19 protein-coding genes are annotated in these 20,822 nt (G+C 62.4%); 18 read left to right on the top strand and 1 reads right to left on the bottom strand.

From position 1 onward, the window contains the following. The first annotated feature begins 35 nt into the window (after window positions 1-35). The 15 genes from mazG to hisD all read left to right on the top strand — a co-directional run bounded on the left by mazG (window position 36) and on the right by hisD (window position 15,985). On the top strand, window positions 36-854 hold the full coding sequence (mazG, locus tag EDD52_RS10795; protein WP_132244751.1) for a nucleoside triphosphate pyrophosphohydrolase: 819 nt from the start codon (window positions 36-38) through the stop codon (window positions 852-854). Window positions 855-938: 84 nt separating this feature from the next. Continuing rightward, window positions 939-1,946: a Fe(3+) ABC transporter substrate-binding protein gene (locus EDD52_RS10790; protein ID WP_243651899.1), complete on the top strand. Its 1,008-nt coding sequence runs from the start codon at window positions 939-941 to the stop codon at window positions 1,944-1,946. Window positions 1,947-2,476: 530 nt separating this feature from the next. Continuing rightward, window positions 2,477-2,842 (top strand): glycine zipper family protein, encoded by a 366-nt coding sequence (locus EDD52_RS23675; protein WP_165907516.1) that lies wholly within the window; start codon window positions 2,477-2,479, stop codon window positions 2,840-2,842. A 24-nt stretch (window positions 2,843-2,866) separates the two neighbouring features. Next, the gene (locus EDD52_RS10780) at window positions 2,867-3,253 is read left to right on the top strand and encodes a hypothetical protein (protein WP_132244749.1); all 387 of its coding nucleotides are present in this window, start codon (window positions 2,867-2,869) and stop codon (window positions 3,251-3,253) included. Next, window positions 3,250-4,104, top strand: coding sequence for an SDR family oxidoreductase (locus EDD52_RS10775; RefSeq protein ID WP_132244747.1), 855 nt, complete (start codon window positions 3,250-3,252; stop codon window positions 4,102-4,104). The genes EDD52_RS10780 and EDD52_RS10775 overlap by 4 nt, the downstream gene beginning before the upstream one ends. Continuing rightward, complete coding sequence (locus EDD52_RS10770) at window positions 4,101-4,754, top strand: hypothetical protein (RefSeq protein WP_132244745.1); 654 nt, start codon at window positions 4,101-4,103, stop codon at window positions 4,752-4,754. Before EDD52_RS10775 ends, EDD52_RS10770 begins: the two co-directional genes overlap by 4 nt. Before the next feature lie 63 nt (window positions 4,755-4,817). Next, complete coding sequence (locus tag EDD52_RS10765; protein ID WP_243651898.1) at window positions 4,818-5,282, top strand: hypothetical protein; 465 nt, start codon at window positions 4,818-4,820, stop codon at window positions 5,280-5,282. Between the two features lie 253 nt (window positions 5,283-5,535). After that, window positions 5,536-6,891 (top strand): PepSY-associated TM helix domain-containing protein, encoded by a 1,356-nt coding sequence (locus EDD52_RS10760; protein WP_132244743.1) that lies wholly within the window; start codon window positions 5,536-5,538, stop codon window positions 6,889-6,891. A gap of 273 nt (window positions 6,892-7,164) precedes the next feature. Continuing rightward, complete coding sequence (locus EDD52_RS10755; protein ID WP_132244741.1) at window positions 7,165-8,139, top strand: LysR family transcriptional regulator; 975 nt, start codon at window positions 7,165-7,167, stop codon at window positions 8,137-8,139. Between the two features lie 207 nt (window positions 8,140-8,346). After that, window positions 8,347-10,782 (top strand): GcvT family protein, encoded by a 2,436-nt coding sequence (locus EDD52_RS10750; RefSeq protein ID WP_132244739.1) that lies wholly within the window; start codon window positions 8,347-8,349, stop codon window positions 10,780-10,782. Between the two features lie 7 nt (window positions 10,783-10,789). Further along, on the top strand, window positions 10,790-11,875 hold the full coding sequence (locus tag EDD52_RS10745) for a GlxA family transcriptional regulator (protein WP_165907515.1): 1,086 nt from the start codon (window positions 10,790-10,792) through the stop codon (window positions 11,873-11,875). Then, window positions 11,784-12,797 (top strand): D-cysteate sulfo-lyase, encoded by a 1,014-nt coding sequence (gene cuyA, locus EDD52_RS10740; protein WP_132244735.1) that lies wholly within the window; start codon window positions 11,784-11,786, stop codon window positions 12,795-12,797. The genes EDD52_RS10745 and cuyA overlap by 92 nt, the downstream gene beginning before the upstream one ends. A gap of 14 nt (window positions 12,798-12,811) precedes the next feature. Next, window positions 12,812-14,005 (top strand): DegT/DnrJ/EryC1/StrS family aminotransferase, encoded by a 1,194-nt coding sequence (locus tag EDD52_RS10735; RefSeq protein ID WP_132244733.1) that lies wholly within the window; start codon window positions 12,812-12,814, stop codon window positions 14,003-14,005. Then, window positions 14,002-14,703, top strand: coding sequence for a cysteate racemase (gene cuyB / locus EDD52_RS10730; protein WP_132244731.1), 702 nt, complete (start codon window positions 14,002-14,004; stop codon window positions 14,701-14,703). The genes EDD52_RS10735 and cuyB overlap by 4 nt, the downstream gene beginning before the upstream one ends. A 4-nt stretch (window positions 14,704-14,707) precedes the next feature. Next, window positions 14,708-15,985 (top strand): histidinol dehydrogenase, encoded by a 1,278-nt coding sequence (hisD, locus tag EDD52_RS10725; RefSeq protein WP_132244729.1) that lies wholly within the window; start codon window positions 14,708-14,710, stop codon window positions 15,983-15,985. 251 nt (window positions 15,986-16,236) lie between these two features. Here the strand turns inward: hisD and EDD52_RS10720 are convergent, their stop codons facing one another. Further along, complete coding sequence (locus tag EDD52_RS10720) at window positions 16,237-17,511, bottom strand: DEAD/DEAH box helicase (protein ID WP_424449911.1); 1,275 nt, start codon at window positions 17,509-17,511, stop codon at window positions 16,237-16,239. A gap of 412 nt (window positions 17,512-17,923) precedes the next feature. On the opposite strand from EDD52_RS10720, the gene EDD52_RS10715 reads away from it, so the two are divergent. The 3 genes from EDD52_RS10715 to eno all read left to right on the top strand — a co-directional run bounded on the left by EDD52_RS10715 (window position 17,924) and on the right by eno (window position 20,754). Further along, on the top strand, window positions 17,924-18,346 hold the full coding sequence (locus tag EDD52_RS10715) for a Fur family transcriptional regulator (protein WP_132244727.1): 423 nt from the start codon (window positions 17,924-17,926) through the stop codon (window positions 18,344-18,346). 114 nt (window positions 18,347-18,460) lie between these two features. Further along, a complete protein-coding gene (locus EDD52_RS10710) occupies window positions 18,461-19,357 on the top strand; it encodes a DMT family transporter (protein ID WP_132244725.1) in 897 nt (298 codons plus the stop codon). A gap of 122 nt (window positions 19,358-19,479) precedes the next feature. Beyond that, window positions 19,480-20,754: a phosphopyruvate hydratase gene (gene eno / locus EDD52_RS10705; protein ID WP_132244723.1), complete on the top strand. Its 1,275-nt coding sequence runs from the start codon at window positions 19,480-19,482 to the stop codon at window positions 20,752-20,754. Window positions 20,755-20,822: the final 68 nt, after the last annotated feature.

Here is a 20,822-nt window from a genome sequence, read left to right as displayed (position 1 = left end):
AGGTTGCATCTGACGCGAAACCACGGACCTCTGCAATGCCCGAAGATGACCTGATCACCGACCCACATGGCGGCATGCCGCGCCTGCGCGAAATCATGCGACGCCTGCGCGACCCTGAAACCGGATGCCCCTGGGATATCGAGCAGACCTTCGCCACCATCGCGCCCTATACGATCGAAGAGGCCTATGAGGTGGCCGACGCGATCGAGCGCGAAGCATGGGACGAGTTGAAAGGAGAGCTGGGCGACCTGCTGTTCCAATCTGTGTTCCACGCGCAGATGGCCGAAGATGCGGGGATGTTCACCTTTGAAGACGTGGCCGACACGATGTCGGACAAGATGGTCGCCCGGCATCCGCATGTCTTTGGTGACGAATCCAACGCCAAGAGCGCCGAGCAGCAGACCATCGACTGGGAAAAGACCAAGGCCGCCGAACGCGCGGCGAAGGCCCAGACCGGCGCGCTGGACGGCGTTGCCGTTGGTCTGCCTGCGCTTCTTCGGGCGGTGAAACTGCAAAAGCGGGCCGCGCGCGTGGGGTTTGACTGGCCGGAGACAGAGCAGGTTCTGGACAAGATCGCCGAGGAATGCGCCGAATTGCGCGAGGCTGCGGCCTCTGGCGACAAGGCCCATACCGAGGAAGAGCTGGGCGATCTGCTGTTTGTCATGGCCAATCTCGCCCGCCATCTGGACATAGATCCAGAGGCCGCTCTGCGCAGCGCGAATGCCAAGTTCACGCGCCGGTTCAAGGGGATAGAGCGCGCTCTTGCAGCGAAGGGCAAACGCCCTGAGGATTCGGATCTGGCCGAGATGGACGCGCTTTGGGATGCGGAAAAGCTGCGCGAACGGAAACCCTGACTAATTTGTTTGGGTATTCGATTGACCAAGAAAAAGACTCGGGTTAGACAGGCCGCAAATTTCGCGTACTCGAAAGGATGTCCGATGTATCGCCTGACTTGCGCCACCGCGCTGATGCTCTCTACCGCCCTGCCTGCAATGGCCGAAGGTGTGGTCAATATCTACTCTTACCGCCAGCCCGAACTGATCGCCCCGCTGACAGAGGCCTTCACCGAAGAGACAGGCATCGAGGTCAACGTCGCCTATCTGGAAAAAGGCATGGTCGAGCGTCTTCAGGCCGAAGGTGACCGTTCCCCCGCCGACATGGTGCTGACCGTCGACATCTCGCGCCTGTCCGCAGTGGTCGATGCCGGGCTGACGCAGCCTGTTGAGACCGAAACGCTGACGACAAACGTGCCCGCGCAATATCGCGACCCCGATGGCAACTGGTACGGTCTGACCACCCGCGCGCGGATCGTCTATGCCTCCAAGGATCGTGTCGATCCGGCCGAAGTCACCACCTACGAAGATCTGGCCGATCCGAAATGGGAAGGTCGCATCTGCACCCGTTCCGGGACCCATGCCTATAACGTCGCGCTGACCTCTGCCGTGATCGAGCATCAGGGCGAAGAAGCCGCCAAGGAATGGCTGCAAGGCGTGAAGAACAACCTGGCACGCAAGCCGCAGGGCAATGACCGCGCACAGGTCAAGGCGATCTGGGCGGGCGAATGCGATATCGCCATCGGCAACACCTATTACATGGGCAAGATGCTGGAAGATCCCGAGCAGACAGAATGGGCCAATTCGGTCAACGTCCTCTTCCCGGAATTCGAAGATGGCGGCACCCATGTGAACATCTCGGGCGTGGCGCTGACGAAATCGGCACCCAACAAGGAAAACGCCATCAAGATGATGGAATTCCTGACCTCGCCCAAGGCGCAGGAAATCTATGCGCATGCCAACTATGAATATCCCATCGCGGAAGGCACCGAAGCGGATGATATCGTCAAGGGTTGGGGCACATTCACTGCCGATGAGACCAACCTGATGGCCATCGCCGCCCACCGCGCCGCGGCCCTGAAGATCACCGAAGAAGTCGATTTCGACGGCTAATCCCGAGACACCACTCACCACCACTCCCGGCCCCGACCAGCAATGGCGGGGCCGTTTGCTTTTCTGCACCACGGCCTGTTTTCGGTGCAATGCGTAGGCTGGATCGCATTTGGTCTTTCGTGCATTACGCGCGTCCCGCAAGCGTCTGATATGTATCCCGTATCAGCATCGGCCCGTTGAGGCGGCGCCCTTTGGGTCAGGCGCCCGTCGACGCGTCGTAGGCGTTATGGTGACCATCTGCGGCTTCAGGAGACGGGCGCGTTGATTTCCATTTCGTACCGGCGCCTCTCACAACCTCCGTTTGCCGCTGTAATCAGATCGAAGTCGCCACTTCCTTCTCCATGAAATCCCTATCTTCGCGCCGCCATAGGACTGGCAAGAGCCCCACGGCTGGTCTGGGCAGTTCTGCCCGCCTCCCGATGTCCAAGATTGATACCCAGGGTCAAATCCTTGATCGTTGCGGTCATGCCGGTCTGGCTTTGTGCCGTCTATGTCCTGCGCATCAAACAACGCATTTGGGAAATAGGACCATGAATCAAACCATTATCACGCTCTGCGCCGGAACCTTGATCCTGTCGGCCTGTGCCGACAGCGGTGCCAATTACACCCCCATCCTTGACGGCCCCACCACGCCCGCCTTTCAAAGCGATCTGTCCGCCTGTCAGATGCTGGCGCGCGATCAGCGGCAATTCGATCACGAAACGGCCGCTGCAGCCGGTTTGGGCGCAGGTGCCGGGGCGCTTCTGGGCGCTGCGGATGAAGACGGCAGCGCCCTTGGCGGGGCGATCGCGGGTGCTCTGGCGGGCGGCGTTTCCGGGGCTGTCAATGCAAGCGAAAGGCGCGAGGAAATCGTGGTTGAATGTCTTCGCGGCCGGGGCCACCGCGTCGTAGGTTAAACCCTGCCAAAAAGGATCACCGCCATGTCAGCCCAAACCCTCGCCATCATCTACGCAGCCCTCGCGGCACTTCCGATGGCCATGCATATCGCGCTTAGCCTTGGTGCGCCGCTTGGCCGGATTACGGTTGGCGGGCGCTTTTCCGGACGTCTTCCCTGCGCGTGGCGCGGGCTGGCACTGGTGCAGGCCGCTCTTCTGCTGGCGATGGGCTGCGCGGTTCTGGACCGGGGTGGCGTCCTGTCCACAGAGCTGCCCGATGCCGCATTCTGGCTGGCGCTGGCGCTGACTCTGCTGACCGCGCTTGCCAACGGCATCACCCCGTCCCGACCAGAGCGCATGCTATGGGGGCCGGTCACATTCGCCATGAGCGTCGCAGCAATCGGCGTTGCAGCTGGAGGATTCGCGCCATGAAAACCGTTCTTGTCGCCGGGGCGACCGGTTACCTGGGGCGCTACCTTTGCGCGGAATATGCGCGGCGCGGTTGGTATGTGACTGCCCTTGTGCGCAGCCGCGCCCGCGCGTCAGACCTGACTGCCGATCAACTGGTGGAGGCCGAAGCGACTGTGCCCGCCACCCTGCAGGGCATCATGGAGGGCGCGGATCTGGTTGTCTCGGCCCTTGGGATCACGCGGCAGGCGGACCGGCTAAGCTATCGTGACGTCGACTATCAGGCCAACCTTAACCTGCTGCTGGAGGCAGAGCGCGCGGGTGTGGGCCGCTTTGCCTATGTGCATGTGCTGAACGCTGATGCCATGCGCCACGTCCCGCTGGTTGCCGCGAAGGCGGAGTTTGTTCAGGCGCTGCAAGCCTCGCCTCTCCCCTCTACGGTGATCGCGCCTTCGGGGTATTTCTCGGACATGGGTGATTTCCTGTCGATGGCCCGGTCCGGGCGGGTCTGGTTGTTTGCACCCGGAACCCGTCGCATCAATCCGATCCACGGCGCCGATCTGGCCGCTGCCACGGCCGATGCGACGGATGCGGGGATGGCGTGGCGCGATGTCGGCGGGCCTGACACCTTCACTCATATTGAACTGGCCCATCTGGCCGCAGCCGCGGTCGGACGTCCGCCGCGCGTCACCCTGTTGCCTGACTGGCTCCGTCGGCTGACGTTCAGGCTGCTTCCCATGGTCAGCCCGCGCCGGATACACGGGCCTGCACAGTTTTTCCTGACCGCGATGGGCATGGACATGGTCGGGCAAGCCTGCGGCACCCGCCGCCTGAAAGATCATTTTGCATCATCGGTCAGAGGAGAGCACACATGACCCTGACCCGCCTCGGCGGTTTCGCCGCGCTGACCTGCGCCGCCACCTACCTCATCGGTTTTGACCTTCTCGTGACGCTGCTGGCACCGCTGGGATATGGCAGCGCGGCGATCGATCCCGTTGCTGTCACCGCCTTTATCCACGCCCGCCCCGGCGTGCTGATCGCCTGGAACACCACGATCTATATCGTGAACGCACTGGCGCTTGTGGTGCTTGTAGTCGCCCTGGCCGAACGATTGTCCCCTTCGGACTGGGCAGCACTGACGCGCGCCTTTGGCCTGATTTGGGCAACACTTGTGCTGGGCGCAGGCATGATTGCCAATGTCGCTGTCGCACGCTCCGGCCATCTGTATCCGGCCGACCCAGAGGCGGCAGCCGCGCGGTGGCAGGTGTTGCACAGCGTGGAACTGGGCCTTGGTGGGGGCAATGAAATCGCAGGGGGGATCTGGATCGCCTGCGTAAGCTTCGGCGCAAGGGGGATGCGCGCCTTGCCCAGACCAATCTCGGTGCTGGGCCTGCTTACTGGTCTGGGCGGGCTGGTCACGATCATTCCCGCATTGGCTGACATGGCGGGCGCGATTTTCGGGCTTGGGGCGATTGCGTGGTTCCTGACGGTGGCGGCTGTGCTGCTGAAGGTCCCACACAGCTAGACCCCGCCGCGATTGCCGCACCCTCACGGCAAACCGCCGGGTGATCTTTGTCCGGCGCGGGATATGAAGACCGCAAATGCCCGCCCAAAGCGCGCCGATGACTTCGGATCGGTGATGCGACCTATACCGAACGTTGAAAGCACTGGTGCGCCCGACAATAACCACGGTATAACACCGGGCATGAACGGCATGGCTTTCCACCACCTGAGGGTCTATTTCGCGGCACTGCTTCTGGCGGTGACCAGCGTCACGTCCGCAGCGATGCTGGCGCCGGACCGCGCAGAGGCTGCTCTTGCTCAGCTGTCCGTGCTGGGGATGAACGCCAATGACATCTGTGGAGAGGCTCCCGGTCACGATCACCGATGCCCGTATTGTCACCTGCTGGCTGATACCCCAATGCCCTGCCCATCCGGGCTGGAGACGCGGTTGCAATCCGTGATGGCCTGGAAACTGGCCGCTGACCTTTACCGCGCGGCACAGGCGCGGGATCATGCCCGGTCACCAAGGGCTCCTCCCTCCATCCTCTGATCGCGGCTCGAAACAGGGCCATCCGACCAGAAACGCGGCAAGAAAGCCGCCTGACAGCGCGGGCAGCGGTGCGTCCGTGCGCGCGCTTCGATGGAGAAACCTATGCAACCAATTCACTCGGGCCATGCCAAAACCCTGCATGCGACCCCGGACAAAAGATGCGCGGCGCAGACCGGCCAACAGGCCCCCACTTGCGGGACATACGTGCCTGCGCATGCCGCCAAGACACCCACCGCGACGGAGGGGATTCTCAATGCCTGACACAACCAGACAGGCGGGCTCTTCCGCCCTTTACCGCGCCGTCTGGCGTTGGCATTTCATTGCGGGGCTGCTGATATTGCCCTTCGTCTTCATCATCGCCCTGACCGGCGGCATCTACCTGTTCAAGGACGAGATCAACAACGCCGCCTATCGCGACCTGCGCATTGTCGCGCCTGCCGATACCGCGCCACTTGCGGCCTCGCAGATCACCGCAAATGCACTGGCCGCGCATCCCGGTGTGTTGAAGGCCTATCAGCCTGCCCCGACAGCCGACCGTGCGGCAGAGGTGAATATCCTTGGCGAAGACGGGCTGAAAAACTCCATATTCGTGAACCCCTATACCGGCGACGTGCTGGGCAGCCTGTGGGACGCGGGGGCCTCGGGCACGCCCGCGATGTATGTTGTGCGCAAGCTGCATTCGCTTGAATATGTCGGGTGGGTCGGCAACCGGATCATCGAGGCGGTGGCGGGCTGGATGGTGCTCCTGACCGCGACGGGCATCTACCTTTGGTGGCCTCGGGGCAAGAAACTCGGCACTGCCACGATCAAGGCTACCAAGGGTCGGCCATGGTGGCGGGACCTGCACGCGGTGACGGGCATCTACTCTGCCGCGTTCATCGTGTTTCTCGCTATGACAGGTCTGCCGTGGTCGTCGGTCTGGGGCGGGTATTTCTACGACAGTGCCTATGCGCTTGGTCTGGGAATGCCGGATGGCTACTGGTCGAAAACACCTCAATCCACCGTCCTGACCGCAGAGGCGCTGGACCGAACCCCCTGGATCATGGAGCAGCAACCGATGCCGATATCGGGCGCGACGTCGGGTGTTCCGGCGGGGCTTGACCAGATCGTTGCGACGGTCGAGGGGCTGGGCATCGCACCGGGTTATGCAGTGAATATGCCATCGGGTGAAGCGGGCGTCTTTTCGGCCTCTGTCTATCCTGACGACATCACGCAAGAACGGGTGATCCACCTTGATCAATACACCGGCGACGTTCTTTATGATGCCGGGCTAGGCGATCTTGGCGCGCTTGGCTGGGCGGCAGAATGGGGCGTTTCGATCCATATGGGACAGGCCTGGGGGCTGGCGAACCAGATCGTGTTGCTGCTGGTCTGCGTGGCGATGATGGTCATGTCGGTCGCCGCGGGGGTGATGTGGTGGAAACGCCGTCCGGCGGGTGCTCTGGGCACGCCGCAAATCCCAACCGACTGGCGTATCCCGCGCACGGTGCTGCTGATAGCGGTTGCTGCCGGGATTTTCTTTCCGCTTGTCGGCCTGACCCTGATCGTGCTGGCGGCCGTTGAATGCGTGATCTACCTGACAGAGCCGCGCAGGGCGCGAGCGTCCTGATACCAACAGGCCGCCCGGTGACCTGTCGGGTGGCTGATGCGGGACTTGCCCTGTAAACGCACGGTTCGTCGGCGCAGACGCCGCAGCAAGAATCGCGCGCTGTGCCTCGTTAAGAACGCGGCAGACGCGACATGAAAAATCCAGACGCCCCTGCCGTTTTCGATGCGCCTGCGGCGCAGGGCGCGCGAAGACCAGAGTTTTCGATAATTTGCGATGTCTATTATCAGGATTTGCAAGTAACCTGCCCCGGTCCAAACAAAGTTCCGACCGTCCATGCCTCGCAAATCCGCCCCCAAAGACCTCAGCCTCAAATCGCTGGAGCTGTTCCAGATCTGCGCCCGCAAAGGCTCGCTTCAGGCGGCCTCGCAGGAAACCGGGCTGACGTTGAGCACCGTGTCGCACCACCTGCGCAACCTGGAGGACAATCTGGGGGTGGAGCTGTTCAACCATGCCCGGCGGCCCATGGTCCTGACGCCGAAGGGCCGCGCGTTTCTGCGCAATATCGACGACGCGCTGTTGTCGATCCGCAAGGCCAAGGCCGAAGCGTCGGCAGGCAGCGTGACCGAGGCCCGCAACCTCCGGCTTGGCACGATCGAGGATTTCGACAGCGATATCGTGCCGGAACTGGCGGTATTTCTTTCCTCCAGCATGCCCGCCTGCAACTTCATGTATCACACCGATTCCAGCCATATGATCATCGAGATGCTGCGCAACCGGCAGCTTGATCTGGGCATTATCACCGCCCCCACGGACAGCCTGACCGATCTGCAGGATCGCACCCTTCTGCGTGATCCGTTTGTCGTGGTCCTGCCCAGAGGATGCGAAGAGTCGCTCGAAGACGTCGTGGCTGGACGCACGAAACTGCCCTTCCTGCGGTTTTCAGCCAGCCTGATGATCGCGCGGCAGATTGAATCGCAGCTTCGCCGCATCGGGGTGTCCTCCCCGCACCGGTTCGAATGCAGCAACAACCAGACGCTGATGGCAATGGTCGCGGCCGAAGCGGGGTGGACGATCACCACGCCCCTGCTATTCTCACGCGCAAAACGGTTCCACCCCAAGGTGCAGATGCGGCGCTTTCCGGGGAAAAGCTTCTCGCGGACGCTGCTGCTTGTCTCGACGCCGGACTGTTCGCAATCGGTGATCGAGCTGGTCGATGCCAAGATCCGCAGCCTGATCCGGGATCGCGCCATCACGCCCTTTCATCAAAGCGACCCATGGCTTTCGGACAGTTTCAAACTTCTGACCTGAACGACCAAATCTGCCGAAAACTGGCGCTGTCGACACATGCAGCCCCTGCCCTGCGCCGCCCGGCCCCCGAAGCGACGGCCCACCTCTTCCGCGCAACTATCAAATTATCGAAACCTTATTTCGTTATTTTACCAAGGATCGGAAACGGCTTTGAGATTGCACTGATTTTCGGTCCTACTCTGGCAAAATCGCATCAGAGGCTGACCCATGAAATCGCGGACCAAGGTTGTTGTCATCGGTGGCGGTATCGCCGGTTGTTCGACGCTCTACCATCTTACTCAGGAAGGCTGGACAGATGTGGTGCTGGTCGAGCGGAACGAGCTGACCTCGGGCACCACATGGCACTCTGCCGCGCAGGTGACGAATTTCGGCGCCAACCAGACGATGGTGGGGCTGAAGACGCATTCGATCGAGCTTTACAAACGGCTCTCCGAAGATCCGGAATATCCGATCAACTATCATCATGCGGATGGCGGCATCCGGCTGGCCAATACCGAGGCGCAGATGCAGGGCTATCGGCACTTTGCCTCTATGGCGCGCGGCATGGGTGTTGAATTCGAAGTGATCGATGCAGAGGAATGCGCCCGCCGTCATCCGCTGATCTCGACCACCAATCTTCTGGGCGGGCTTTGGGACCCGCTGGATGGCGATATCGACCCGGCGCAGCTGTGTCAGGCGCTGGCCTATCACGCCCGCAAGGCCGGGGCAGAGGTCTATCGCGAAACCCCCGTCACGGCCCTGACCCAGCACAAGGATGACACCTGGACGGTCCATACGGAAAAGGGCGATATCGATTGCGACATCGTGGTCAATGCCTGTGGCTACCGTGTGAACGAGGTCGGCGCGATGATGGGGGTGCATCACCCCGTCGCCTCGATGGAGCACCAGTATTTCCTGACCGAAGACATCCCCGCCATTGCCGTGGCTGGCCACCGGATGCCGCTTCTGCGCTGCCCGATCTCGGATTACTACAGCCGTCAGGAAAAGGGCGGGCTGCTGGTCGGCTTCTATGAACAGGGCTGCAAGACCTGGGGCATGGACGGGATCGACCCGAAATTCGTCAACGCGCTGTGCCCGGACGATCTGGACCGTGTGATGGACGTGCTGGAAGGCGCGTTTGAACGGATGCCCGCGCTTCAGGAAACCGGGATCCGCGCGGTCGTGAACGGCCCCATCACCTATACGATCGACGGGGCGCCGCTGGTTGGACCCATTCCCGGAAAGCGCAACGCTTTCTGCATCATCGGGTTGCGGGCCGGTCTGGGCGAAGGCGGTGGCCACGGCTGGATGCTGGCGCAGCAGATCGTGCATGGCGAGGCATGCTATGACACGTGGTGCATCGATCCGCGCCGCTTTACCGGCCACGCGAATGTGGAACTGACCGCGCTGAAGGCGATAGAGGATTATCAGAACGAATTCCGTTTTCACTTCCCGCATGAACACCGCCCCGCCGGGCGCCCTGCCAAGACCACACCGCTGACGCCCATCCTTGCCGCCGAGGGCGCAGAGTTCACCGTGGTCAATGGCTGGGAACGCGTGGATTACATCAAGCCCGACCCGGATTTTCACCCCACGCTCAGCTTCAATTTCGACGAAGCTTTCGATCTGGTCGCGGCCGAGGTGAAGAACGTGCAGGAAAACGTGGGCCTCTGCGAGGTCAACGGGTTCAACGGGTTCGAGATTACCGGCGCCGACCGCCACGCTTTCCTTGACCGGATGTTCTGCGGCGCGGTGACAAGGCGCGATGGCCGCGTGGGTCTGGGATACCTTTTGAACCACCATGGCAACATCAAGGGCGAGGCCACCATCGCCAACCTGCCAGCGTCTGATCGCGGCCCTGCGCGGGTCTGGTACGGGTCTGCGGCCGCCAGCGAGTATCACGACATGGACTGGCTGACCGCGCATCTGGACCCGGATGAGGATGTGCAGATCCGCAGCCTGACCAACGATCAGACGATCCTTGTTCTGGCCGGCCCCAAGGCGCGCGCCGTCCTGTCCGCCTGCTCCCGCGGTGATTGGTCGAAAGAGGCGTTCCCGTGGCTCAGCGTCCGCGAATGTTTCGTAGGCTTTGCCCCTGCCACCGTTCTTGGCGTCAGCTTCTCGGGCGAACTGGCCTACGAAATCCACGTTCCCAACGCCTCTGTCTACGCGGCCTACCTTGCCTTGCGCAAAGCAGGCGAGGCGCATGGGCTGAAGCTCTTTGGCGCGCGCGCGGTGGAGTCGATGCGGATGGAAAAAGGCTTCCTGCATTGGAAGGCCGATCTCATCACCGAATTCGACCCGTTCGAAACATCGCTTGACCGCTTCGTGAAGCCCGGGAAAGACGATTTCATCGGCAAAGAGGCGCTGTTGCAACGCCGCGAAGACGGCCCGCGCAAGAAGCTCGTCACGCTCAGGATCGACGCCACCCATGCCCCCGCCCATGGCGGTGCGTCCCTCATGCAGGGCGACACGGTTGTGGGCACGATCACGTCGGGCGACTGGGGCCACCGGGTCGGCATGAACCTGGCCTACGGCTTTGTCGCGCCAGAGCTTTCCACCCCCGGCAGCACGATGCAGCTGGACATGTATGGCGATCTGGTCGCGGCCGAGGTTATCGCGCCCAGCCCCTACGATCCCGACTACAGCCGGATGCGCGGATGACCCCAGCATGACGCCGGTTCAGGTCAGCATTCTTGTCGAACCGGGCTTTGTGCCCACTGAACTTGCGCTGGTGCAGGACGTGCTGCGCATCGCGGGCAGGCTTGGTCAGGGGATCGGCTTTGACATCCGGCTTTGCACAACCGCACAGACCGGGGAGGTCGAAGGCATCGGCGGCATGTTTGTGCGCGCGCAGGCGCCGCCACGCCGGGATGCTGCCTTGCCCGATCATCTTGTGGTGCTGGGCGGCGCAGGTATTGCAGCGCGGTTTGAGAAGATCCGCACAAGGCTACGCGGGTTTGAACGTATGGGGCAGGACATCATCCTGCTATCGGACGCGGCCACGCAATGGCAGCGGCTCCATCCCGAGGTTGACAAGATCACCACCCATTGGGAAGATCAGCAGGTCCGGACCATCGCGACCTGTGGACAGGGCGGCACGCGCCCCTTGTTCACGCGGACCGGTCGCATCACCACAGCGGCGGGTATGTTGTCGACAGCCGATGTCATCCTCAGCCTGATCGTCGCGCCGCGCTCTGCCCGGCTCGCACAGGCCGTTGGCAACGTCATGCTGATGGAGCGTATCCGCGATGGCCAATCCCAGCAGCCGCGCAGCGAAAACGATGTCGACGCCCTGCGCCTGGCCAGGATCGAGACGGTGATCCTGGCGATGGAAGATCACATTGAAGAGCCGCTGCGACTGGCAGAGCTTGCCAAATGTGCCGGGCTGTCGATCCGGCAGCTTGAACGCAAATTCAAATCCTGCCTTGGTCAAACCCCGGCAGCCTTCTACAGGGGGCTTCGCCTGCGCCGGGCCAGGACGCTGATCGAAAAGACAATATTGCCGATTGCAGAGATCTCTGTCGCATGCGGCTTTGGAAGCCCATCGGGTTTTGCAAAACTCTATACGGCCGAATTCGGCATCACGCCCTCGCGGCAGCGGGCGCAGCTTTCCGGCAAGGAAATGCCCTCCCACTCCCACTCACAACCACAAGGATCCACCCATGCACCTGTCCCGCTTTCCGCGCGTTCACCTCGCACATCTGCCCACCCCGCTGGAGCCTATGAAACGCCTGTCCAAGGAGCTTGGCGTTGAAGTCTGGATAAAACGGGACGATTGCACCGGCATGTCGACGGGGGGCAACAAGACCCGCAAGCTGGAATTCCTGATGGCCGAGGCGATCGAACAGGGCGCCGACATGGTCATGACACAGGGCGCGACCCAAACCAATCACGGCCGCCAGACCGCCGCCTATGCTGCCAAGCTTGGGCTGGACTGCCACATCCTTCTTGAGGATCGCACCGGCTATAACGATGCCAATTACAACTCCAACGGCAATGTCCTGCTGGACCATCTGCACGGCGCCACGACCCAGAAATTCGCCAATGGCCACGACATGCCCGGCGAAATGGAACGCGCGGCCGAAAAGAAGCGCGCCGAGGGGCGCAATGTCTATGTCATCCCCGGGGGCGGGTCCAACCCGACCGGCGCTTTGGGCTACGTGAACTGCGCCTTTGAACTGCTTGCGCAGGTTAACAATTCCGGGATGCGGATTGACCGTGTCGTGCATGCTACCGGGTCTTCGGGCACGCAGGCGGGGCTGGTGACCGGCATGTGCGCCATGAACGCGCAGATCCCCATCCTTGGCATCGGCACACGCGCACCGCAGCCCAAACAGGAACAGATGGTCTATGACCTTGCCTGCAAGACGGCCGAGAAACTGGGCTGCGCCGGTGTGGTGAAACGCGAGGATGTCGTGGCAAATACCGATTATGTCGGCGACGGCTACGGCCTGCCCACCGAAAGCGGGATCGAGGCGATCCGCATGTTCGCAGAGCTGGAAGGCATACTTCTGGATCCCTGCTATTCCGCCAAGGGCGCGGCCGGTCTGATCGATCTGGCGCGCAAGGGCGCATTCAAGGATGAACGGATCGTCTTTCTGCACACGGGCGGTGCCGCGGCACTTGGCGGGTATGATTTCGCCTTCGACAATTCCGACCGCTGGGTCACCATCTAGGAAAGGGCGCAGCCGTGGCACGCAGGTTTTCCGGTTCGTTCACCCAGCAAGAGCCGATCCCCGCAGAGGCAATAGACGCCGCTGTTGCCGTCCTGCAGTCGGGCCGTTTGCATCGCTACAACCTCACCCCCGGCGAGGCGGGTGAGGTTGCGCTGCTGGAGGCGGAATACCGCGATTGGCAAGGCAGTGACTATTGCCTTGCGCTCACCTCCGGTGGTCAGGCGATCCAGATCGCATTGCGGGCCTGCGGGGTTGAACCCGGCGACGCGATCCTGACCAATGGCTTTACATTGGCGCCGGTCCCCGGGGCCATCAACGCCGTGGGTGGCAAGGCCGTTCTGGTGGAGATCGACGAAAACTTGCGGCTCGATCTGGACGATCTGACCACCAGAGTCAAAGCCTCCGGCGCGCGGTTTCTGCTGCTCTCCCATATGCGTGGCCATCTGTGCGACATGAACAGGCTGATGCAGATCTGTGACGCAGCACAGGTCACCGTGATCGAGGATTGCGCCCATACGATGGGTGCGCGCTGGCACGGCACGCGGTCTGGAAACTTCGGGAAAGTTGCGTGTTTTTCCACCCAGACCTACAAGCACATGAATTCCGGCGAAGGCGGGTTCCTGACCACCAATGATCCACAGTTGGCGGCGCGGGCGACGATCCTTTCGGGCAGCTACATGCTGTACGGGCGGCACGGTGCCGGGCCTGCGCCCGAAGATTTTGACGCCGCGCGCTACGAGATGCCCAATTGCTCGGCCCGGATGGACGCGTTGCGCGCCGCCATCCTGCGCCCGCAGCTTGGCGCCCTCGACAGCAATATCACCCGCTGGAATGCGCGTTACGAGGTCGTCGAACGTGCCCTGAAAGGCCATAACCGCATCGCCACGATCGCGCTGCCCGAGGCAGAGCAGCATGTCGGCTCTTCCATCCAGTTCCGGCTGCCGGATTTTACTGCCGATCAATGCCGCGCGACGCTCGACGCCGCCGCGACCCGCGGGGTGGAGCTGAAATGGTTCGGCGCGCAAGAGCCGAAGGGGTTCACCTCGTCCCACCATTCATGGCGCTACGTGGCGGCGCAGGACCTGCCGCAGACCGACCGCATCATGGGCACGCTGTTCGACATGCGCCTGCCTCTCAGCTTCTCCGAAGCGGATTGCGCGCTGATTGGCGAGCTGATCTGCGAATCCGTCAGCGAGGTGGCGGCATGAGCCGCAATGTCACCGGCATTTTGGGCGGCATGGGGCCAGAGGCGACCATCCTGCTGCAACAGCGCGTAATGGCGACGGTTTGTGCTGCGGATGATGCGGACCACCTGCCGCTTCTCATCGACATGAACCCGCAGGTGCCCTCTCGCATCGCGCATCTGATCGAAGGTACAGGCCCGGACCCTTCGCCCGTCATGGCCGAAATGGCCAAACGGCTGGAGGCTGCCGGGGCCACCGCGCTTGGCATGCCCTGCAACACCGCGCATCACTACGCGCCACAGATCCAGGCCGCCGTAGATATCCCGCTGCTGAACATGGTGGAGCTGTCGGTGGCCCGCGCGGCGCAACGCGTCAGCAAGGGCGCTGGCATCGGAATCCTCGCCTCGCCCGCCGTTCTGCGCACCGGGGTGTTTGATCCCTATCTTGACCGCGCGGGCCTGCACGCGCTCTGGCCACAGGATACCGACTGGATGCTCGTCGCGATCCGCGATATCAAGGCCAACGGTGTCACGCCAGACGCGCAACGCATCCTGTCAGAGGCTGCGGATGAACTGGCGGGCAACGGCGCGGCAATGCTCTTTGTCGCATGTTCGGAATTTTCGCTGCTCTCCCCCACCCTCACTGCCCCGGTGCCGATCATCGACACGATCGATGTGCTGGCAGATGCAATCCACGACCATTCCCTGACGAGAACGAGTTGACCCCATGGCCATCACCTATTTGAAAACCGCGCCCCCCCGGCCCGCTGTCGAAAACAAGGATATCCGGGATATCGTCGCCATTATGCTGGCCAATATCGAAAGCGGTGGCGAGGCGGCCGTGCGCGACTATGCCGAAAAGCTGGACGGCTGGACCGGAGAGATCGTGCTGTCGGACGCGGCCCGCGAGGCTGCCTGCGACCGTGTGCCCGAGAGCCTGAAAGATGACATCCGTTTTGCGCAGGCCAATATTCAGCGCTTTGCAGAGGCGCAGAAGGCAACCATGGGCGAATGCGAGGTCGAGGTGATCCCCGGCCTGATCGCGGGGCAGAAACAGATCCCCGTTTCCAGCGCCGGATGCTATGTGCCGGGGGGGCGTTACAGCCACATCGCAAGCGCCCTGATGACGATCACGACCGCCAAGGTCGCAGGCGTGCCGCATATCACCGCCGTGTCGCCCACGCGGCCCAATATCGGGATACCGGATCCAATCGTGTTTGCGATGGATCTGTGTGGCGCGGACCTGATCCTGAACCTCGGCGGTGTGCAGGGGATTGCCGCCATGTCCAAGGGGCTTTTCGGTGGCAAACCAGCCGATATCCTTGTCGGCCCCGGCAACAGCTATGTGGCAGAGGCCAAGCGGATGCTGTTTGGCGAGGTGGGCATCGACATGTTTGCGGGGCCGACGGATTCGCTGATCATTGCGGATCACACCGCCTCTGCTGAAACCGTGGCATGGGACCTTGTGAGCCAAGCCGAGCATGGCACTGACAGCCCGGTCTGGCTGGTCGCCACCGACGAGCCATTGGCCAAGGCCGTTCTGGCCCGCGTCTCATCCCTGATCGACAGCTTGCCAGAGCCAAACGCCTCTGCCGCGCGGATTGCGTGGAATGAACGCGCCGAGGTGATCCTGTGCGACAGCCGGGAAGAGGCCGCAGAGGTTTCAGACCGCTACGCACCCGAACATCTTCAGGTGCAGGCCGGGGATCTGGAGTGGTGGCTGGGGCGTTTATCCGCCTATGGCTCGCTGTTTCTGGGAGCGGAAACGACCGTGGCTTTCGGGGACAAGACGTCGGGTCCGAACCATGTTCTGCCAACCAGTGGCGCCGCGCGCTATACGGGCGGTCTGTCCGTGCACAAGTTCACCAAGACCGTGACGTGGCAACGCTGTGACGCGGCCGCCTCGCACGAATTGGCGCTTCGAACCGCGCGGATCAGTCGGATGGAGGGGATGGAGGGTCACGCCCGTTCGGCAGAGCTGCGTCTGCGGCCGCGAGTGGCCTGAACCGTATTTTTGGATGAACTGGCGTTTCTTACCGGGTGGCTGTTGGCTCTGGCGCGAAATGTAAAACAAGGCGCGCGCGACAGCCGCACCCGGGCCGTCTGACCGCTGTACCTGCCGCGATCTGCGTCTGGTGGGGCTTGAACCCTGAGACCCTGCAAACCGAAGGTTTGCCAAAACGTCCCCAAACAGATCCCGGGCAGCAAAATGTTGAGGGCACCGCCGGAGATATACCGGCGATGCCCCCAGATTTATCAGGCAGCGCGACGGCGCTGGCGTCCGCCGCCATTGCCGCTTTTGGCGCGGTTGCCGCCATTGCCACCGGCACCACCGCCACCGCCGGACCGACGACGACGCTGACCGGATTTCGGCTTGGCCTTCTCTGCACCGGGAATAGGTTCCCATGGGCGACCGGACGCCACCGGAATGGTGACTTTCATCACCTTCTGGATGGCCTTCAATTCGCCCATCTCGTCAGGCGCGCAGAAGGCGACAGCCTTGCCGGATGCCCCGGCGCGCGCCGTGCGTCCGATGCGGTGCACATAGTTGTCAGGCACGTTCGGCAGGTCGAAGTTATAGACATGACGTACGGCAGGGATGTCCAGACCACGGGCCGCGACATCCGTCGCCACCAGAACCTTGATCTTGCCATCGCGGAACGCCTGCAATGCGCGATCACGCTGGCCCTGGCTCTTGTTGCCGTGAATGGCCGCCGCGGAATAACCCGCCTTGTCCAGCGTCTTGAGCAGACGGTCAGCGCCGTGCTTGGTGCGAGTGAAGACCAGCGCCAGTTCGTCGCGGTGGGCATCAAGCTGTTCGACAAGGAACGCGGGCTTTTCCGCCTTGGCGACAAAGTGGATGCATTGGTCGATCTTGTCTGCAGCCTTGCCCGGAGGCGAAACCTGCACCTTGACCGGGTTGGTCAGGTAACCTGCGGAAAGCTCTTCCATCTGCTTGGGCATGGTGGCCGAGAACAGCATGGACTGGCGGTCCTTGGACAGGTGCGGCGTGATCCGGCGCAGCGCATGGATGAAGCCCATGTCGAGCATCTGGTCAGCTTCGTCCAACACCAGAAAGCGTGCCTTGGACAGATCCAGGGCACGACGGTCCAGCAGGTCGATCAGGCGGCCCGGCGTGGCAACCAAAAGGTCAGTGCCGCGCGCCAGACGGTTGATCTGGGCATTGATCGAGGCGCCGCCCACAACGATGTTCACCTTGATCGGTGTGCCATCGGTCAGGCCTTTCAAAGTGGCCGCGATCTGGTTGACCAGCTCGCGGGTCGGGGCCAGTACAAGGCCGCGCACGGTCTTGGGCGCAGGCTTGCCCGGCTCTGCCAGCATCGCGGTGACAAGCGGCAGGCCAAAAGCTGCGGTCTTGCCGGTGCCGGTCTGGGCAAGGCCCATCACGTCGCGGCCGCTCAGCGCCTCGGGGATGGCTTTTTCCTGAATGGGGGTGGGTGTTTCCAGCCCAAGGTCAGCAAGTCGTTTCAGCAACTGGGCCGGAAGGCCCATGGATTCAAAAGTCGTCAAGGAAAATCCTTCTCTGGCCACGCGACATGCGCAGCCGTGGTCGGGCACGCAGAGGCACCCTCATGGTGGTCGGAGATAAAACCGGCGGCCGAGCCGATTGCCCGCCTGCCCTTCAACTCCGCTGCCCCATGCGTGATCGTGGAAGCATTCCCGGCACTCCGATCAGGGGCGCCACATTGGGCGCGGCCCGTCCTGCTCACGCGGCAGGGAGTACCGTTAGCAGGCATATGAGGGCACGGCCCCGCAAAGTCAACCCGGCGTGGGACCGCCGCGCGAGGCCCGGCCATGTCGTGCCCTGGGGGCCACGTCCCAATGTCATCCGGCAGGAAGTCGCATGGGGGCGGAAATTTAGGCTTGGCCCCCAGCATGGGTATTCGTTAAACGTCGAGGCCACGAAACCGGGGAAGTTCTGATGACCGACACGATCATCGCACGCTGCGAGGCCAATGGCCTGCGCATGACCGACCAGCGCCGGACAATCGCGCAGGTGCTGGAAGAGGCCACCGACCACCCGGATGTGGAAGAGCTTTATGCGCGGGCCAGTGCGCGTGACGCGGCCATTTCGATCGCGACCGTTTACCGGACGGTCAAGCTGTTTGAAGAGGCAGGCATTCTGGAGCGGCTGGAATTTGGCGATGGCCGCGCGCGATACGAGGATGCGGAACGCGACCACCACGACCACCTGATCGACATGCAATCCGGCGAAGTGATCGAATTCGTCGACCCGGATATCGAGGCGCTGCAGGAAAAGATCGCCGAAAAGCTTGGCTATCGCCTGAAGGGCCACCGGATGGAGCTTTACGGCGTGCCGATCACGCCGCGCAAACGCGGCTGAGCCCTGTGCCCTGACGCAGGTCAGGTTGTGCGCCCGGCGCACTGGCCATTCCGGCTGCGCTGGTCTAGGGCGAGGCATTGACTGCCCTGCCCTCTGACCGACAAAGGCCGTTTCATGATATTGCGCGCGATCCTGCTGATGATCCTGGGCATGGCCCTGCTTGCGATGACCGACATGTTCATCAAGCTGTCCTCGGCGCGAATCCCCGTGGGCCAGGTCATGCTGATGCTCAGCATCGGGGGGACATTGGTCTTTCTGGTCGTGGCACGCCTTAAAAGAGCCGCCATTTTCCACCCCTCCGCGCTGACGCCACTGGTTCTGGTCCGCAATGCGATGGAGATGGTCGGCGGCCTTGGCATGGTGCTGGGCGTCGCCCTCGTGCCGCTGTCTCTGGTTGCGGTCATCATGCAGGCAACGCCGCTGGTGGTGACGATAGGTGCTGCGCTTATCCTGAAAGAACCGGTCGGCTGGCGTCGCTGGGCGGCCATCATCGTCGGCGTCTTCGGCATGTTGCTGGTGGTACGCCCGGGTTTCGACGGCTTCGTGCCCGCCTCGCTTTTCGTGGTGATGGGCGTGGTCGGTCTGGCCATGCGCGACCTCGTCACCCGGATGATGCCGTCCGAAATCAGCTCTGTCTCGCTGTCGACCTGGGGGTTCGCGGCAACCATCCCGGTGGGGGCCGCCCTTTTGCTGATCCGTGGCGACGCACCCATGGCCGATGGCATGGCGGCGCTGCAAGTTGCCGGGGCGGTGGTGGTCACGACTTCGGGCTATTATGCGGTCACGGCAGCGATGCGACTGGCCCCGGCCTCTATCGTGGCGCCTTTCCGCTATACGCGGCTCGTCTTTACCATGGGGGTGGGCATCCTCGTCTTCGGGGACCGGCCTGACACGCTGACCCTTACGGGGGCTGCGATCATCATCGCCACGGGCCTGTATTCGTTTATCCGCGAACGCAAACTCGCCCGCGAAGCGCTGATAGAGGCGCGCATCACCTCGCAGATGCACTAAGCCTGCCCCCGCTTTGGGGCGCCCCCGAAATCAGGATCAGGTTAGCGCTAACGGGGGCAGTTTACTTTCCTCACCCAAATGTTATGACTGCTTCGAGTTCAATTCAGGCCGAGGACGCCCCAATGAGCACCATCATCGACATTCACGCCCGCGAAATCCTGGACAGCCGGGGCAATCCCACCGTCGAGGTCGACGTCACCCTTGAGGACGGCACGCTTGGCCGCGCCGCTGTGCCTTCGGGCGCTTCGACCGGTGTGCACGAGGCCGTGGAACGGCGCGACGGCGACAAGAGCCGTTATATGGGCAAGGGTGTGCTGGAAGCCGTGGCCGCCGTGAACGGCGAGATCGCCGAAGCGCTGGTGGGCATTGATGCAACCGAGCAGGTTGCCATCGACACCGCCATGATCGAGTTGGACGGCACCGACAACAAGGGCCGCCTTGGCGCCAACGCCATTCTGGGCGTCAGCCTTGCCGCAGCCCATGCCGCGGCGGATTTCTCTGGCCAGCCGCTTTACCGCTATATCGGCGGCACATCGGCCCGCGTCCTGCCCGTCCCGATGATGAACATCATCAATGGCGGCGAACATGCCGACAACCCGATCGACATTCAGGAATTCATGATCATGCCGGTTTCGGCCAGCAATATCCGCGAAGCGGTGCGCATGGGATCGGAGGTCTTCCACACCCTGAAAAAAGAACTGTCTGCCGCAGGCCACAACACCGGTATCGGCGACGAAGGCGGCTTTGCGCCCGGTCTAAACTCCACCCGTGATGCGCTTGATTTCATTCTCAAAGCCATCGAAAAAGCCGGGTACAAGGCGGGCGAGGATATGTACCTCGCGCTGGATTGTGCGGCGACCGAGTATTTCAAGGACGGCGCCTATCACATGAAGGGCGAGAACGCGGTTCTCAGCTCGGACGAGAATGTCGCCTACCTTCAGGCGCTGGTCAACGACTACCCGATCATCTCGATCGAGGACGGCATGGCCGAAGATGACTGGGACGGCTGGCGCGCCCTGACAGAAGTTCTGGGCGACAAGGTTCAATTGGTTGGCGACGACTTGTTCGTGACCAACCCCGCCCGTCTTGCCATGGGCATCGAGCAAGGCTGCGCCAACTCCATGCTGGTCAAGGTCAACCAGATCGGCACGCTGACAGAAACGCTGAAAGCCGTCGAAATGGCTCACCGCGCAGGGTTCACCAACGTGATGAGCCACCGTTCGGGCGAGACCGAAGACGCAACCATCGCGGACCTCGCCGTGGCAACCAATTGCGGCCAGATCAAGACCGGCTCGCTGTCACGCTCTGACCGTCTGGCGAAATACAACCAGCTGATCCGTATCGAGGAAATGCTGGGCGAGACCGCCGAATTTGCAGGCCGTTCGATCCTGAAATAGGTCCGGACCCTTTGCTGAGATCAGAAGGGCCCCGCCATTACGGCAGGGCCCTTTCTATATTTTAACTT

The sequence above is a fragment of the Primorskyibacter sedentarius genome (assembly GCF_004342065.1).
GTDB classification, from domain to species: Bacteria; Pseudomonadota; Alphaproteobacteria; order Rhodobacterales; family Rhodobacteraceae; genus Primorskyibacter; species Primorskyibacter sedentarius.
Note: the sequence above shows the minus strand (reverse complement) of the source record. Positions and strands in the feature narration are given on the sequence as shown.